12 protein-coding genes are annotated in these 15,842 nt (G+C 69.8%); 5 read left to right on the top strand and 7 right to left on the bottom strand.

Annotated elements, in window-relative coordinates; translation table 11 throughout:
- The first annotated feature begins 149 nt into the window (after positions 1-149).
- From ACTOQ3_RS15665 to ACTOQ3_RS15675, 3 genes are all read left to right on the top strand, one after another.
- Positions 150-890: a GntR family transcriptional regulator gene (locus ACTOQ3_RS15665; RefSeq protein ID WP_362837563.1), complete on the top strand. Its 741-nt coding sequence runs from the start codon at positions 150-152 to the stop codon at positions 888-890.
- 271 nt (positions 891-1,161) lie between these two features.
- A complete protein-coding gene (locus ACTOQ3_RS15670; RefSeq protein ID WP_440084102.1) occupies positions 1,162-2,556 on the top strand; it encodes a PTS transporter subunit EIIC in 1,395 nt (464 codons plus the stop codon).
- A 302-nt stretch (positions 2,557-2,858) separates the two neighbouring features.
- Entirely contained in the window at positions 2,859-3,431 is a 573-nt protein-coding gene (locus ACTOQ3_RS15675; protein WP_440084103.1) for an Rv3235 family protein, read from the top strand.
- Positions 3,432-3,490: 59 nt separating this feature from the next.
- Here ACTOQ3_RS15675 and secA read toward each other — a convergent pair whose 3' ends face one another.
- The gene (secA, locus tag ACTOQ3_RS15680; protein ID WP_440084104.1) at positions 3,491-6,304 is read right to left on the bottom strand and encodes a preprotein translocase subunit SecA; all 2,814 of its coding nucleotides are present in this window, start codon (positions 6,302-6,304) and stop codon (positions 3,491-3,493) included.
- 252 nt (positions 6,305-6,556) lie between these two features.
- On the opposite strand from secA, the gene ACTOQ3_RS15685 reads away from it, so the two are divergent.
- On the top strand, positions 6,557-6,874 hold the full coding sequence (locus tag ACTOQ3_RS15685) for an HGxxPAAW family protein (RefSeq protein WP_440084105.1): 318 nt from the start codon (positions 6,557-6,559) through the stop codon (positions 6,872-6,874).
- A 234-nt stretch (positions 6,875-7,108) separates the two neighbouring features.
- Positions 7,109-8,299, top strand: a complete 1,191-nt coding sequence (locus ACTOQ3_RS15690) for a winged helix-turn-helix domain-containing protein (RefSeq protein WP_440084106.1) — start codon at positions 7,109-7,111, stop codon at positions 8,297-8,299.
- A 174-nt stretch (positions 8,300-8,473) separates the two neighbouring features.
- Here ACTOQ3_RS15690 and ACTOQ3_RS15695 read toward each other — a convergent pair whose 3' ends face one another.
- The 6 genes from ACTOQ3_RS15695 to mtrA form a co-directional block, all read right to left on the bottom strand.
- Complete coding sequence (locus ACTOQ3_RS15695; RefSeq protein WP_329090540.1) at positions 8,474-9,178, bottom strand: response regulator transcription factor; 705 nt, start codon at positions 9,176-9,178, stop codon at positions 8,474-8,476.
- 94 nt (positions 9,179-9,272) lie between these two features.
- Positions 9,273-9,932 (bottom strand): ribosome hibernation-promoting factor, HPF/YfiA family, encoded by a 660-nt coding sequence (gene hpf / locus ACTOQ3_RS15700; protein WP_440084107.1) that lies wholly within the window; start codon positions 9,930-9,932, stop codon positions 9,273-9,275.
- 518 nt (positions 9,933-10,450) lie between these two features.
- A complete protein-coding gene (locus ACTOQ3_RS15705; protein WP_440084108.1) occupies positions 10,451-11,155 on the bottom strand; it encodes a ComF family protein in 705 nt (234 codons plus the stop codon).
- A 168-nt stretch (positions 11,156-11,323) separates the two neighbouring features.
- Positions 11,324-13,105, bottom strand: a complete 1,782-nt coding sequence (locus tag ACTOQ3_RS15710; RefSeq protein WP_440084109.1) for an LpqB family beta-propeller domain-containing protein — start codon at positions 13,103-13,105, stop codon at positions 11,324-11,326.
- 139 nt (positions 13,106-13,244) lie between these two features.
- The gene (gene mtrB, locus ACTOQ3_RS15715; RefSeq protein ID WP_440084110.1) at positions 13,245-14,966 is read right to left on the bottom strand and encodes an MtrAB system histidine kinase MtrB; all 1,722 of its coding nucleotides are present in this window, start codon (positions 14,964-14,966) and stop codon (positions 13,245-13,247) included.
- Positions 14,967-14,991: 25 nt separating this feature from the next.
- A complete protein-coding gene (gene mtrA, locus ACTOQ3_RS15720; protein ID WP_030907316.1) occupies positions 14,992-15,669 on the bottom strand; it encodes an MtrAB system response regulator MtrA in 678 nt (225 codons plus the stop codon).
- Positions 15,670-15,842: the final 173 nt, after the last annotated feature.

A 15,842-nucleotide genomic window follows, 5' to 3' on the forward strand; every position in this document is an offset into this window, starting at 1 on the left:
TCCTTCGCTTCGGACGGACGAGACCGGGCCGTTATCGATCCGTCTCCGGTCCGTACGTTGACACCCTTTTCCGGCCTGTGGTCTAGTCCGGACTAGACCAGTACGAACCCTAACTCATGCGACATCTCAGATCGAGGGGGGAGGATCCTGTGGCCCAGATCGATCCGGACAGCCCGGTGCCCAAATACTTCCAGCTCCGGGAGATCCTGCTCGATCTGATCGAGAACAACGAGCTGGCGATCGGCACGGCGATCCCGTCCGAACGCGAGCTCTGCCAGCGTTTCGGGCTGTCGCGCATGACCGTACGGCAGGCCGTGGACCACCTGGTCTCCGAGGGCAGGCTCCAGCGGGTGGCGGGCAAGGGCACCTTCGTGGCCCGCCCCAAGATCGAGATGTCCCTGCGGCTCACCTCCTTCAGCGACGAGATGCGCGCCAGGGGCATGGAGCCCGGCTCCCGCGACCTGGACCGGCGGGTGGTCAGGGCCAGCGCGCACCTGGCCAGGGAACTCGGCATCCAGCCGGGCGACGAGGTTCACTTCATCGAGCGGCTGCGGACCGCGGCCGACGAGCCCATGTGCATCGAGCGGGCCCACATCCCCGTCTCCCTCGCGCCCGACCTCGACACCCACGACCTGACGGGCCGCTCCCTCTACGCCCTCCTGGAGACCCGCTACGGCCTGGTGCTCGACGCCGGTGAGCTCACCATCGACGGCGGCATCGCCGATCCCGGGGACGCCGACCTGCTGAAGTTACCGCGCGGCGGGGCCGTGCTGCTGCTCCAGCGGCGCTCCTTCGCGGGAGGCGTCTGCGCCGAACTCGGGGTGTCCACCTATCGCGCCGACCGCTACCAGCTCCGTACGATCCTGGAGATACCTGCCCGCCGCGCCTGATCCCGATGCCCGCCCGACCACGGCCCACCCGCCACACCCGCTCCGACCGCCTCCGGAGCACGTCCCACCGACCGCGCCCGTCCCGACCCCGTCCAGAGCACGTCCCACCCGCCGCGCCCGTTCCGACCGCCTCCCGGCCCCGCCGACACCTCGCCCGCTCCGACCGCACCCCCGGCCCACCCGCTCCGACCGCCGCCGTCACACCCCGTCCTGTCCCGCGCGACCGCCCCTTCGCCGCCCTCCTCCCTTCCAGCCCTTGGAGGAAAGCCCGATGAGCTCTCTCCCGGCGGACGCGGGCCCGCCCGCCGCCCACCCGGGGGCCGCCGTGATGAGCGTGCTCCAGCGCCTGGGACGTTCCCTGATGCTGCCGATCGCGGTCCTGCCGGCCGCGGGCCTGCTGCTCAGGCTCGGGCAGGACGACCTCCTCGGCAGGACCGACAGCGCCCTGCTCGACGACGTGGCCCGCGTCGTCGGCACCGCGGGCGGCGCCCTGTTCGACAACCTGCCCATCCTGTTCGCGATCGGCGTCGCCATCGGGTTCGCCCGCAAGGCCGACGGCTCCACCGCCCTGGCCGCGCTCGTCGGCTACCTGGTCTTCCACGCCGTCAGCATGAACATGTTCTTCATCCTCTTCGACGCCGACCTGAGGGAGCCCATCACCACGGAGGTGTTCGACAGGGCCGACCCCGGCGTTCCCGAGGCGGTCCTGAACCTCGGCGCGCAGAACCCGACCCGGGTGCTCGGCGGCATCGTGATGGGCCTGGTCTCCGCACTGCTCTGGCAGCGCTACCACCGCACCAAGCTGCCGACCTGGCTGGCCTTCTTCGGCGGGCGCCGCCTGGTGCCGATCCTCACCGCCTTCGCCGGACTGGTGATCGGCGTGCTCCTCGGCCTCGTCTGGCCGGTGCTGGGAGGCTGGGTCCGCGCCTCGGGGACCTGGCTCGCCTCCAACAGCGAGCTCGGCGCCGGGGTCTACGGCATGATCAACCGCGCCCTGCTCCCGCTCGGCATGCACCACATCGTCAACAACGTGATCTGGACCCAGGTCCCCGAGTGCGTGGTCGACGGCAAGAAGCTCGCCGGGGACCTGATCTGCTTCAACAACGGCGCCGTCGGCTACGGCGGCTTCGAGGCCGGCTTCTACCCGGTCCTCATGTTCGGCCTGCCCGCCGCCGCGATCGCCATCTGGCGGGCCGCGCCACCGCACCGCCGCACCGCGGTCGGCTCGATCATGATCTCCGCGGCGCTCACCGCGTTCCTCACCGGGATCACCGAGCCGATCGAGTTCGCCTTCATCTTCGTGGCGCCGGTCCTGTTCGTCATCCACATCGTGCTGACCGGCATCTCCCTGGCCCTCGCCTCCGCCCTGGGCGTCAAACTCGCCTTCAGCTTCTCCTCCGGGCTGATCGACCTCGGCCTGTACGGGACCGCGCCCAACGCCCGGGGGGTACCGATCATCATCGTGATGGGGCTGGTCTACGCGGTGATCTACTACACCGTGTTCAGTTTCCTGATCAGGAAGCTGAACATCATGACCCCCGGCCGCGAGCCCGAGCCCGATGTCGACTCCGGCGAGCCCTCGGCCCCGGCGCGGGGCAGGGCGGACACCGGCCCTCCCGCCACCCGGGAGGCGCACCGCCCTCCCCCCGACCCGACCTCCGCCTGAGCCGCCCTCCCCCTGACGCGACCTCCGCCCGAGGAGGCACGACGCCCTCCTCCCGAGCCTGAGCCGATCCCCGCCGGAGAGGCGCGCCAAGCGGTTTCGGCCGTCCACCGGAGATCACGCCGCCGGCCGCAACCCGCCCCCTCGCGAGGACCGACCGCTCCAACCCGGGGTCACCTTCTCCGCCCAACAGGACGAAGCGACCGGGATTCACCGGAAGTTGGCGGACGGCGTATCTGCGCGGCAGACCGGAAACTCCCTGATATGTCAGTTTCTCCGTCCCCACCGAGCACATCGGAGTTCCCATGTCGCCCCCACGACGTCCGGCCTCGCTCCCCAGGATCGTGCCCTCCCCCGCCGCCGAGCCGCCCTACGACGACGACCGCCCCGCCGGTGACACCCCGGCCATGCCGCCGTACGTGCAGGGCACCCTCGCCCTCGCCCTCGATCCAGGAACGCCGGGCCTCCCGGCCGGGAAACCGCTGGTCTGGGGCTCGCCCGGCGCGGTTCCCGACGAGCGCCGGCTGCGGGCCCTCGCGCAGGCCGTCGCCGAGATCCTGTCCGGCAGGCGCCCTCCGGCGAGCGTCTCCTGCCACATGACCGGCAGGGCCCAGGCCGAGCTGGCGCGGAGCGGGAAGATCATCACCAGCGCGCGGCCACCCCGGGTGGGCCGGGCCCACGTCTCCCAGCCGGAGGACGGGGTGGTGGAGATGTGCGCCGTGGTCGACTGCGGCGACCGCTCGCGCGTCCTGGCGCTGAGGCTGGAACGCAGGGGCGTGCGGTGGCTGTGTACCGAGTTCGAGACGACCCCCGATCCGCGTCCCGTGCGGGGAACGGCTCGCGACACGCCGCCCGGCCACCGGCCCGCGCTCGCCTGAGAGGCCCGGACACGCCGGAGGGCCCGCACCGTGCCGGGTGCGGGCCCTCCTGGCGACGGTCAGACCTCGACGTGCTTGGGGTCGCCGTGGCAGCGCTTGTACTTCTTGCCGGAACCGCAGGGGCACGGGGCGTTGCGCTCGACGTTGCCGTACGCGTCACGCTCGGCCTTGGTGCTGATCCGGGTGTGCTCCACCTCGCCGCTCTCGCCCGGAGCCGTGTACTCCAGCTCGGTGGGACGCTGCGGGCCGCGCAGGCCGCGAGCGATGATCGAGCGGGTCTCCGCGATCGCGGCGTCCTCGGAGTGGTCGTGCTCCTCGACGATCGGGTTGCTCTGCACCTCGACCTCGAGGTTGAACAGGTAGCCGACCGACTCCTCCTTGATGCCCTCGAGCATCTGGGAGAACATCTCGAAGCCCTCGCGCTGGTACTCGATCAGCGGGTCACGCTGGGCCATCGCGCGCAGGCCGATGCCCTCCTGGAGATAGTCCATCTCGTAGAGGTGCTCGCGCCACTTGCGGTCGAGGACCGACAGGATGACGCGGCGTTCCAGCACCCGCATGCCCTCCGGGTCCATGGCCTGGGCGTTGATCTCCTCTTCGCGACGGTCGTAGGCGGCCATCGCGTCGGCCTTGATCCGCTCGTCGAGGAACTCGGCGGTCAGCTCCTCGCGACCCCCGGCCTCCTCGATGAGCTGTTCGGCGGTGATGCTGATGGGGTACAGCTGGCCGAGCGCCTTCCACAGCTTGTCGAGGTCCCACTCCTCGGCGAAGCCCTCGGCGGTGGCGCCCGCGATGTACTCGTCGATCACGTCGTTGACGAAGCCGCGGATCTGCTCGTGCAGGTCCGCGCCCTCCAGCACCCGGTGGCGCTCGGCGTAGATCACCTTGCGCTGCCGGTTCATGACCTCGTCGTACTTCAGAACGTTCTTGCGAATCTCGAAGTTCTGCTGCTCGACCTGGTGCTGGGCGGAGGCGATGGCCTTGGAGACGATGCCCGACTCGATCGGGACGTCGTCGGGGATGTTGAGGCGCGTCATGATCATCTCGACCCTGGCCGAGTTGAACAGGCGCATGAGGTCGTCCTCGAGCGAGAGGTAGAAGCGCGACTCGCCCGGGTCGCCCTGACGGCCGGAACGGCCGCGGAGCTGGTTGTCGATGCGCCGCGACTCGTGCCGCTCGGTGCCCAGCACGTACAGGCCGCCGAGCTCGGTGACCTCGTCGTGCTCGGCCTGCACGGCGGCCCTGGCCTTCTCCAGCGCCTCGCCCCAGGCCTTGTCGTACTCCTCCGGGGTCTCGACCGGGTCGAGGCCGCGGCTGCGCAGCTCCAGGTCGGCGCGGAAGTCGGGGTTGCCGCCGAGCATGATGTCGGTGCCTCGACCGGCCATGTTGGTGGCCACGGTGACGGCGTGCTTGCGGCCCGCCTCGGCGATGATCGCCGCCTCACGGGCGTGGTTCTTGGCGTTGAGGACCTCGTGCTTGACGCCCTTGCGCTTGAGCTCCTTGGCGAGGCGCTCGGACTTGGCGACGCTCGTGGTGCCGACCAGGACCGGCTGCCCCCGCTCGTAGCGCTCCTTGATGTCCTCGACGGTCGCCATGAACTTGGCGTCCTCGGTCTTGTAGACCACGTCGGCCTGGTCCTTGCGGATCATCGGCCGGTTCGTCGGGATCGGGACGACGCCGAGCTTGTAGGTCTGGTGGAACTCGTTGGCCTCGGTCGCCGCGGTGCCGGTCATGCCGGAGAGCGTCTCGTAGAGGCGGAAGTAGTTCTGCAGCGTGATCGTGGCGAGAGTCTGGTTCTCGTCCTTGATCTTGACGCCTTCCTTCGCCTCGATGGCCTGGTGCATGCCCTCGTTGTAGCGGCGGCCGTGCAGGACGCGACCGGTGAACTCGTCGACGATCAGGACCTCGCCGTCGACGACGATGTAGTCCTTGTCCTTCTTGTAGAGCTCCTTGGCCTTCAGCGCGTTGTTGAGGAAGCCGACCAGGTGGGTGTGCTCGGGCTTGTAGAGGTTCTCGATGCCGAGCCAGTCCTCGACCTTCTCCACGCCGGACTCGAAGATGCCGACCGTGCGCTTCTTCTCGTCGACGGCGTAGTCGCCGGTGTTCTCCTCACCGTCCTTGCCCTCGGTGCCCCTGCGGAGCCGGGGGACGATCTTGGAGAACTCGGCGTACCACTTGCCGGACTGCTCGCCGGGACCGGAGATGATCAGCGGCGTCCTGGCCTCGTCGATGAGGATCGAGTCGACCTCGTCGACCACGGCGAAGTGGTGGCCGCGCTGGACGCACTCCTCGAGCGACCACGCCATGTTGTCACGCAGGTAGTCGAAGCCGAACTCGTTGTTCGTGCCGTACGTGATGTCGGCGTTGTACTGCTTGCGGCGCTCGTCGGACGGCATGTTGGCCAGGATCACGCCGACCTCGAGACCGAGGAAGCGATGGATCCGGCCCATCTCGTCGCCGTCACGCTTGGCCAGGTAGTCGTTGACCGTGATGACGTGGACGCCCTTGCCCGAGATGGCGTTGAGGTAGGTGGGCAGCGTGCAGGTGAGGGTCTTGCCCTCACCGGTGCGCATCTCCGAGATGTTGCCCATGTGCAGGTTGGCCCCGCCCATGATCTGCACGTCGAAGTGACGCTTGCCCAGCACGCGCCGGGACGCCTCGCGAACGGTGGCGAAGGCCTCGGGAAGCAGGTCGTCGAGGGACTCACCCTCGGCGTAGCGCTGCTTGTAGTCGTCGGTGAGCGCGCGAAGCTCGGCGTCGGTCAAGCTCGTGAAGTCGTCTTCAATGGAGTTGACCTGGTCGGCGATCCGCTTGAGCTTGCGCAGAAGCTTGCCTTCGCCGGCGCGAAGAATTCTATCGAGAAAGGCTGGCACTTTAGGTAAAGCTCCTCGCAGGTCTTCCACGGCCGGACCGGCCCGGCTGAGGACGAGACATGGTTCTCCGCTGCCATCGTAGGCGGTTCCGCCACCAGACACAGCCACCCTGAAAGACGCTCTTGTGGCCCAGGGAGTTCCTTGCCCGCTTCTTTGAGAGAGTACGACCAGCTTCAGCGGGTATGCCGCTCTTTGTCACGTCCGCGATGAATCCGCGCGGGCGCGTCGCCGTGTCTGGAGGGAGGAGCCGTGATGGCGGAGGACGCGCGTCAGGCGACTGGCGGAACCCACGAGGGCCAGGGGGGTGACGGCGGTCCCGCGGTCCACCAGGGCTCCGGGGGCCACGGGGGCCGGGCGTCGTCCTGGCTGGCGGTGACCGTCATCCTGCTGGGCTTCACCATCGCGGGGGTCGCCCTCTGCCTGGGCCCGAACTGGCCCCTCCTCTGGATGGGCGCGGCGGTCTGCGTCATGGGCGGCATCCTCATGCTGGTCTTCCGCGTCTTCCAGGACATCGTCCTCGAGGCCCCTCGCTCGATGAGCGGCGGAAGCGGACAGGGCGTCCTGGACTGAACGGCCGGCTCGGCGGAGGCACCTCTCCTGAACCGACCGGTCTCCCGAGCCGCCAGGCTGGCTCGACGGAGGCACTTCTCCCGAACCGACCGGCCGACTCGGCGAGGGCACCTCGCTCGACGTGACTTGCCCTAATTCGCCCTGATCACGGACACCCTGACACCGGCGTAGCCTTTTCGTCGGTGTCAGACGCTAGCCTCGGCCCACGACGTGTTGTCTCCCCCTGGGGCGGTCATGCAGCTTTTTCTTTCCTCCGACGAGGCCCGCCGTGTGATCCTCCGCGCCCAGGGGTTCCTGGGCGCGGAGGCCCGGCGAGGCGGCGCCCCCGCTGTCCTGCGCCGCCTCGGGGCCGTCCAGCTGGACACGATCTCCGTGCTGGCCCGCTCCCACGAGCTGGTCGCGTACGCCCGCCTCGGCGCCGTCGGCAGGCAGGAGGTCGAGCGGGCCTACTGGGACGAACCGGCGCGAGCCTTCGAATACTGGTGTCACGCCGCCTGCATCCTCCCGATCGGCGACTGGGCCCTGTACGCCTTCAGGCGGAGATATTTCCGCGCCAGGAAGTTCCGCTGGCACGAGGTGCCCGACAGCGTCGGCAAGGTGCTGAACCTGGTCCGCGAGAGCGGCCCGGTCACCACCGCCGACATCGGCGGCGCCAAGAAGGGCGGCCCGTGGTGGGACTGGTCCGACTCCAAGATCGCCATTGAGTGGCTGCTCGACACCGGCGAGGTCGTCTGCACGCGCAGGGTGGGCTGGCGACGCGTCTACGACCTGGCCGAACGCGCGGTCCCCGCGGATCTGCTGGCCGAGGAGCTCTCCGACGCCGAGTGCGTCACCCGCCTCGCCGGGATCGCCGGGGTCGCGCTCGGCGTGGCCACCCGCGCCGACCTCGTCGACTTCCTGCGCCTGAAGGCGCCCGAGGCGCGGCTGCTCGACGCGTGCCTGCTCGACGGTTCCACCGGGCTGGTGCCCGTCCGCGTCGCCGGGTGGCCCGAGCGGGCCGCCGACGCCTGGGCCGACCCGGCCGCGCTGGAGACCGAGCCCAGGGGCCGCCACCGCACGACCCCGCTCTCCCCGTTCGACTCCCTTGTCTGGGACCGTGCCCGCACCGCCCGCGTCTTCGGCTTCAACCACCGCCTCGAGGCGTACGTGCCCAAGGAGAAGCGCGTCCACGGTTACTTCACGATGCCGGTGCTGGCCGGGGGCAGGCTGATCGGGCGTATCGACCCGGCGCGCGAGGGGGCGACGCTGGTGGCCCGCCAGGTGAGCCTCGAACCCGGCGTCCCGCCGGGCAGGGGGGCCGTATCGCTGGCCGGCGCCCTCTGGGAGGCCGCGAGCTGGGTCGGCTGCGAGGCCGTCCGGGTCGAGCGCGTCGATTCCCTCCTGGCCGGCCCTCTCCAGGACGCCCTGCGCCGGAACGCTCCCTGAGCGGGAAGGATCCCGCCGGACCGGGTCGTTTCCCGAACCGGGACGACCTGTCCGGCCGAGCCGCCCCCGGAGCCGGAACGCCGGGCCGGGAGGCCCGTCCGCGACATCGGCTCGGGACACCTGTCCCGAGCCGGAGTGCGGTGACCGCCGGACGGTCACCGCACCGGCCGCGTGTCAGGTGATCTCGAGCATCCGCTCGCGGACCGCGTAGACCACCGCCTCCATCCTGGAGTGAAGCTGAAGCTTGTCCAGGATGTTTCTGACGTGGTTCTTCACGGTGTTCTCCGAGATGAACAGCTGCTTGGCGATCTCGCGGTTGTTCATCCCCTTCGCGACGAGGCGGAGCACCTCCATCTCCCGTTCGGTCAGGCGTGGAACGGGGAGTTGCGGGGGCCGCTCGGCCTCCTTGCGGCTCATGTTGGCGAACTCGCTGATCAGTTTGGCGGCCATAGCCGGGTTGATCAGCGACTGTCCTTCGTGGACGCCGCGGACGGCTTCCGGGACCTCGTCGAGCTGGACGTTCTTCAGCAGGTAGCCGGTGGCGCCCGCCTTGATCGCCTCGAAGAGATCCTCCTCCTCGTCACTCACCGTCAACATGATGATCCGCGTGCTCGGCACCGAGGCCTTGATTTCACGAGTGGCCTCGATACCGCTCCTCCGTGGCATCCGGACGTCCATGAGCATGACATCCGGAGTGAGGCGGTCGGCGAGTTCGACCGCTTCCTGTCCGTCGCTCGCCTCGCCGACAACCTCGATGTCCGTCTCCGCTGCCAGCGCCATCTCCAGGCTGCGGCGGATCAGCGCGTGATCGTCAACGATCAGCACGCGGATCGGTTCGCCGCGTCCGGTCGGGCCGGTTGCGTCGTCGGGTTCCGTCACGCCTCCTCCTCGGGGGGCCAGAGCCGGTGGACCGCCATGATTACACGGGTTTCATGGTCCTCGGTTGGTCGGAGAGGATCTTCGAATGCGTTCGTCAGGGCTCAACGAGCCGCAGCACGCCGTAGTTGTACCCCTGTCGGAGGTATACGACGCTCGGCTGCCCGCTCTCCTTGTCACGGAAGAGATAGAAATCGTGTCCCACCAGTTCCATCTCAAGAAGTGCCTGATCGATCGTGATCGGATCGGCCTCGTGGAACTTCTCCCTGACCATCAGCGGCCCGTCTCCATCCATCTGGATCGGGATGATGGTCTCGTCCTCTGGAACATCGGCCTCGGCCTGGGACTCGGCCGGCGACTGTTCGGTGAGCAGGTCGGCCGGGGCGCTCTCGAACGATTCGGCGAGCGCGGTGGCCGTCAGCTCCGCGACCGACGGAGGGCAGTGGTTTCCGTGATGGATCTTCCTGCGATCGGCGAGACGCCGCAGCCGTCCCTCGAGTTTGCCGAGTGCGATGTCAAGGGCGGCGAAACGGTCGTCGGCCGAAGCCTCCGCCCGGACCGCGGGACCACGTGAATGGATCGTGAGCTCGACTCGCTCTCGCTGGTCGACGATACGGGGATTACGTTCCTTGGACACCTCCACGTCAACGCGAATGAGCTTGTGGTCCAAACGCTCGATCCTGGCCAGCTTGGTGTTCACGTGGTCACGGAATCGGTCACTCACTCCGGTGTGCCGACCCTTGACGATGATCTCCATGCACAGCCCCCCTTCGAATCTCGACGGTGGTATTGCGGCACCCGCTCGGCCGACCTGGTCTTCGTCCCCACATCCGCCTGCTGAGGGTTTCGCAGCTCTTTGCCACTACATGCCCTTCTCTTCTGGCAAGGAACATCTGGCTCCTTGGGAAGGCAGGACTTACCTCTAAGCCGCACCGTGATCGATCGACGAAAAGTCGTCTTACGTGGACCGTTTGGCCTGCGGCTGGCATCGGCTAGCCGGGCCGGCCTCCTCGCGGAGGTCGGTCCGGTGCAACCACGGACCCGAGCGGGTGCCATGGCTCAGACGCTATCCGCATCCTGGCCGAATGTCAGCCTGACGATCGGCCAAAGGATCACTTTGCGTAATTCACAGCCGGGTGGCCGGCCCCCTGGTCCCTTGCGCCCGCGGGTGAGCGACATCACAGGCGAGGGCTTCTCGCGTTCGTTGAACAGCCGGAAAGCACCGCGGGACAGTGAGGTGTGGCTTCCGGGTGAGGCCGGAACCGGGGCGCGTTCTCACCCTCCGTCACGGTCGCCAGTTTTGGATCTTCGGCGTGTCGCGGCGACCGTGGCGGCGAGGGACGGCGTCACCCCCGCCTCGCGCATCGCCCTGGCGGCCTCCGCGAGCGTCGCACCGGTGGTGACGATGTCGTCGACCAGCACAATCGCCTCCGTACCGCCCCAGGAGCGCGGCACGGGCGCGTTGCGACCGACCGTGACCGTGAAGGCGGTGGACAGATTCGCGGCCCGCTGGAGGGAGCTCAGCCCCGCCTGGTCGGCGACGCGGCGGCGCTGGGAGAGAACCCTCGCCACGCTCGCGGGCCAGCCGGCCTGGCGGAGGTAACCGGCCGCCAGCCCCGCGAGCCGGGCCACCGGATCGTGCCCGCGGCGCCTCAGGGCCGGCCGTGCACTGGGCACCGGCACCAGCAGCACCGGCCGCTCGCCGACCGCCGTGGCGACCGCGAGGGCGAGGGCCCCGGCCAGGGGAGGAGCGAGGGCCGTGCGACCGCGCTCCTTGTAGGCGATGATCGCCCGCCGCACGGCGGGGGTGTATTCGGCCGCCGACCAGCACTCGGGCAGGCCGGGCGGGACGGGGTCGGGCATCCGGAGGGCGGGCGCTCCATGAAGCTCCGCCGCGCATCGGGGACAGACGAGGGCGCCCGGCGCGTCGCATCCGGCGCAGCGGGGCGGCAGGATCAGGTCGAGCATGGCGATCGTCACGGATCCAAGGTTTCAGATGGCACCGACAAAAAGCCCAGTCCAGAGTACCGGAGGGGGGTTCGGTGCCCGTGGGGAGGCGGCGGCCGGCCCCGCCCGGTGCCGGGGTGGCCCTCCCCGGAGAACGCCTCGACCCAGGGCGAAGGCCACGCACCGGCGAGCCCGCCGGGTTCAGCCCAGGGGGAAGGCCGGGGAGGAGGGGCCGTTCTCGGTGAAGTCCGTGGTCCCGGTCTCGTTCTTGATCAGCGGCTCCCACTTGGTGGAGTTCCAGAACAGGACCTGCCGGTCGCCCTGCTCGTCCCTGGCCCCGGCGAGCAGGGTGCCGTCCAGGGCGGTGATGCTCTCGATCCGCGAGTCGAAGGGCAGGGACTTGGGCTCGGCGGTGACCGAGGCCTCGAGCAGCTCCGACTTGCCGGTGAGCGCGTACAGGGTCTTGCCGTCCTTCCAGGCGATGTCCTTGATCGTCCGGTTGCCGTCGGTGTCGACCACGGTCTGGAGGTTGGCGATGCGGGTGCTCTCCCGATTCCCGATGACGGTGCCGACCTGGACCTGCTCGCCCAGCCCGTCCCTGACGACCACCGCGACGTGCACGCCGTCCCGCGCGACCTTGAGCGACTCGATGTAGAACGTCTCCAGGTCGGGGGCGGACACCCGGTACCGGTGCTTGTTGTCGCCGTCGTGCCGGGTGATGACCGAGGTGTGATCGTTGGGCCGGTCGACCGTCCAGAGCGTGTGGTAGCGGTCCCAGGCCGGCGGGGCGAGGGAGACCCCCGTGGCCCACACCCGCCACTCGCCGCCCGCGGCGAGCGGCGCGACGGAGACGCTCCTGTCCCCCTCGGAGAGGGCCGCCACCTGCTGCAGGGGCTGGCCGCTGATCGCGGGGCGGGTGAGCCCGACCCCCTTCTGGCCGGCCCTGCCCGGCACGATCCGTCCGACGTTCTCCTTGTCCAGCAGCCGCAGCGCGCCGTCGGCGAGATAGAACGGGTGGACGGCGTCGGGGGTCGTCCAGGGGTCGAAGTTCGACTGCTCCTGGGCGTCGATCTGGAGGGGCGCGTCGGGATAGTACGGCTCGCCGTTCACCTTGACCTCGAAGCCCCAGCCGCCCTTGGTGAGCGCGGCGAGGGTCGCGGCGAGCTGGGCCGACATCGGGTCGATCAGATCGGAGTCCACCCGCCTGGTGAGGTCGACGACGACCCTGTTGTTCTCGATGGTGACGTCGATGAGCTCGGTGTCGGTGAAGGCGGTGCGCACCGCGTCCTTGAGGGAGCTGCTCGGCCCCCGCAGCAGCCGCTCGACCGTCGTCTTGGCGAAGTTGGAGCCCGGGTCGATCGGCACCCGTACCTGGTCGACCACCAACCCCTTCCACTGGGAGTCGAGGAAGTACAGGTCCACGGGCAGGTAGCCGCGGGCGACGTCGGCCTCGGACAGCAGGAGGCCGTCGGGGGCCATGCTGATGCGCCACTGGCCGTCGGCTCCCCTGGCGAGCGTGAAGGGCTGGTTCAGCGGGCCACCGCTCGGACGGTATCGACCATCCTGGTCAATGATGGCGGTTTTGGTGCCCTTAAGTGTGACCTGAGCCTGCTTGTCCTCATCCGTGAGGGGAGCGAACTTCTCGTAGTCGCCCTGCCGGTAGACCGTGACGCCGCTGCGCGGGTTCCACTTGGCGGCGAAGTCGCCGGTGAGGTATTTGCGGGCCACCTGGAAGTCGGGGTCGTCGGGGCTCGCCATGGCCGCGCGGAAGCCGGTGACGACCTCCTCGGGCGACCAGCCGGCCTTCGGCGGCATGGCGATGACCCGCGCGTACGGGTCGCCCAGCGGGCTGCCCTTGCGCTCGTTGTCCACCGCGACGACGGACTTGCCGCCGGTGGGGATGACCGAACAGGCGGTCATCCCGTAGACCAGGGCGATCGCCAGGAGCACCGTCCCCGCGTTCCGCGCGCCCGCCCTCAGCACCGGCCCGCGCCCGTGTCGCCTCCCGTCGGTCCGGGACCGCGCCGCGCCTCCTCCCGGCACCGGCCCGTACCGCGCCTCGCGGATCCCGGGCCGCGCGGCGCCCCTCGCCGGCTCCGGCCGGCGTCGCGCCCGTTCGGTTCTAGTCCGCATCGCGTCCCCCGTCGGCCACCGCCGGCGACAGCACCGGCGTCACGTGCCCTCGCCACGTGCGTCGCATCTCGACCTCCGGGGGTACGAGCGGCAGGGGCGAGCCCCTGAGCACCGCCCCGGCCACCCTGGGCAGCGAGAGCCGGAACTGCGACCCCTCGCCGTGCGAGCCCCACGCCTGGAGCCAGCCGCCGTGCAGGATGGCGTCCTCGCGGGAGATGGCCAGCCCCAGGCCCGTGCCGCCGATCGTGCGCGCCCGGGACGGGTCGGCCCGCCAGAACCGGTCGAACACCAGGTTCTCCTCGCCGGGTTTCAATCCCACCCCGTGGTCCCGTACGGCCACCGCCACCGCGTCCCTGTCGGCGGCGACCGAGACGATGACGTCGCGGCCCTCGCCGTGCTCGATCGCGTTGAACAGCAGGTTGCGCAGGATGCGCTCGACCCGGCGGCTGTCCATCTCCGCCATGCACGGCTCGCCGGGAAGGCGCAGGTCGAAGCGGGTGGAGTGGCGCTCGGCCAGCGCCTCGGAGTCGGCGACGGCGCGGAGCACCACGTCCCTGACGTCCACCGGGTCGACGTCGAGGTCGGCCGCGCCCGCGTCGTAGCGGCTGATCTCCAGGAGGTCGGCGAGCATCGCCTCGAACCGGTTGAGCTGGTTCTGCATCAGCTCGGCCGACCTGGCCGCCATCGGGTCGAAGTCCTCGCGGGCGTCGAAGAGCAGGTCGGCGGCCATCCGCACGGTGGTCAGCGGGGTGCGCAGCTCGTGCGAGACGTCCGAGACGAACTGGCGCTGCACCTGGGAGAGCTCCTCCAGCTGATGGATCTTCAATGCCAGGTTGGCTGCCATCTCGTTGAAGGAGGTGGCCAGGCGGGCCAGGTCGTCCTCTCCCCGCACCTTCAGCCGCTCGTCCAGGCGTCCGGCGGCGAGCCGCTCGGCGGCCTGCCTGGCCAGCCGCACCGGCGTGACGACCTGGCGGGTGACCAGGGAGGAGATCGCGGCCAGCAGCAGTACGAGCCCGGCGCCGACGAGGATGATCATTTGCTGCACCGAGGCGAGAGTCTGCTCCTCCCTGTCCAGCGGGACCAGGTGGTAGATCTCGTACGACGAGTCGAGGCGGGTGCCGATGATCATTCCGGGCACCGGCTGCTCGGGCTGCCCCTTGTAGTACAGCGGGGTGTACCAGGTGCTGTCCTCGCCCGCCTCCTTCTTGAACAGCTCCTCGCGCTGCCTGGGCGGGATGCTGCGGGGGTCGATGTCCGTGGTCCCGTAGAACGCCCCGGGCAGCGCCTCGTTCCGGATGATCACCGAGTAGCGGCTGGCCGAGCCCGCGCGCCGCGCGAGCGCCTCCGTGGCCTGACCGAGCGGGCTGCCTCCCGCCGCCTGCGGCGCCTGGCCGGGCTCGACGGGCTGCTTGGCGGCCTCGGCCGCCGGCTGGCTGAGATAACCGAGCACCGCGTTCCTGTCGGCCTGCGCCTCACTCTTGGCCGCACTCTCCCTGGTCTCCAGGGTGGTCCTGATGATCTGCTGCATGAGGAAGACGCCGAGCACGGCGACGACCACGATGGAGATGACCATCGTGCTGGTGACCACGCGCAGCTGGAGCGAACGCCAGAAGACGCGGCGCGCCCGGCCGGCCACGCGCCGGGTGCGGCGCCGCACACCCCGCAGCAGCTGGCGCGGGGTGCGACGGCGTTTCTTCGGTGCGGGAGGCATCTCGGGGTCCGGGGGAGGTCGGCGGCTAGGCCGGTCCGGCCTTGTAGCCGACCCCGCGGACCGTCACGACGATCTCGGGGTGCTCGGGGTCCTTCTCGATCTTCGCCCGGAGCCGCTGGACGTGCACGTTGACCAGGCGGGTGTCGGCCGCGTGGCGGTAGCCCCAGACCTGTTCGAGCAGGACCTCGCGGGTGAAGACCTGGCGCGGCTTCCTGGCGAGGGCGACCAGCAGGTCGAACTCCAGCGGGGTGAGGTTGATGGTCTCCTCCTCCCGCTTGACCGAGTGCCCGGCGACGTCGATCGTGATGTCGCCGATCTGCAGGATCTCCGGCGTCGGCTCGTCGGTGCGGCGCAACCGGGCGCGGACCCTGGCGACGAGCTCCTTGGGCTTGAAGGGCTTGACGATGTAGTCGTCGGCCCCCGACTCCAGCCCGAGCACCACGTCGATGGTGTCGCTCTTGGCCGTCAGCATGACGATCGGCACCCCGGACTCGGCCCTGATGCGCCGGCAGACGTCGATCCCGTCGGCACCGGGCAGCATCAGGTCGAGCAGGACCAGGTCCGGCCGGGTGTCGCGGAACGCGTCGAGCGCCTTGTCACCGTCGGAGACGAAGGAGGGTTCGAAGCCCTCCCCGCGCAGCACGATACCGAGCATCTCGGCGAGAGCGGCGTCGTCGTCGACGACCAGCACGCGTCCTTTCATGGCCCCTCATTCGGTTTACGCAGTTCGGGAGTTATTGGGATAAACCGCTCGATCGTCGAAGATTACCCTTGTCCGCCTACTGGATGACACCGGTCGACGACCGGGCGTCCAAATGACGAATTTTAAGCGCACGCAACGTGAAACGCGCAGTGGTGCCCCCCCACGGCCGCCGC

This window comes from Streptosporangium sp. LJ11 (genome assembly GCF_051918945.1).
Taxonomy (GTDB): Bacteria; Actinomycetota; Actinomycetes; order Streptosporangiales; family Streptosporangiaceae; genus Streptosporangium.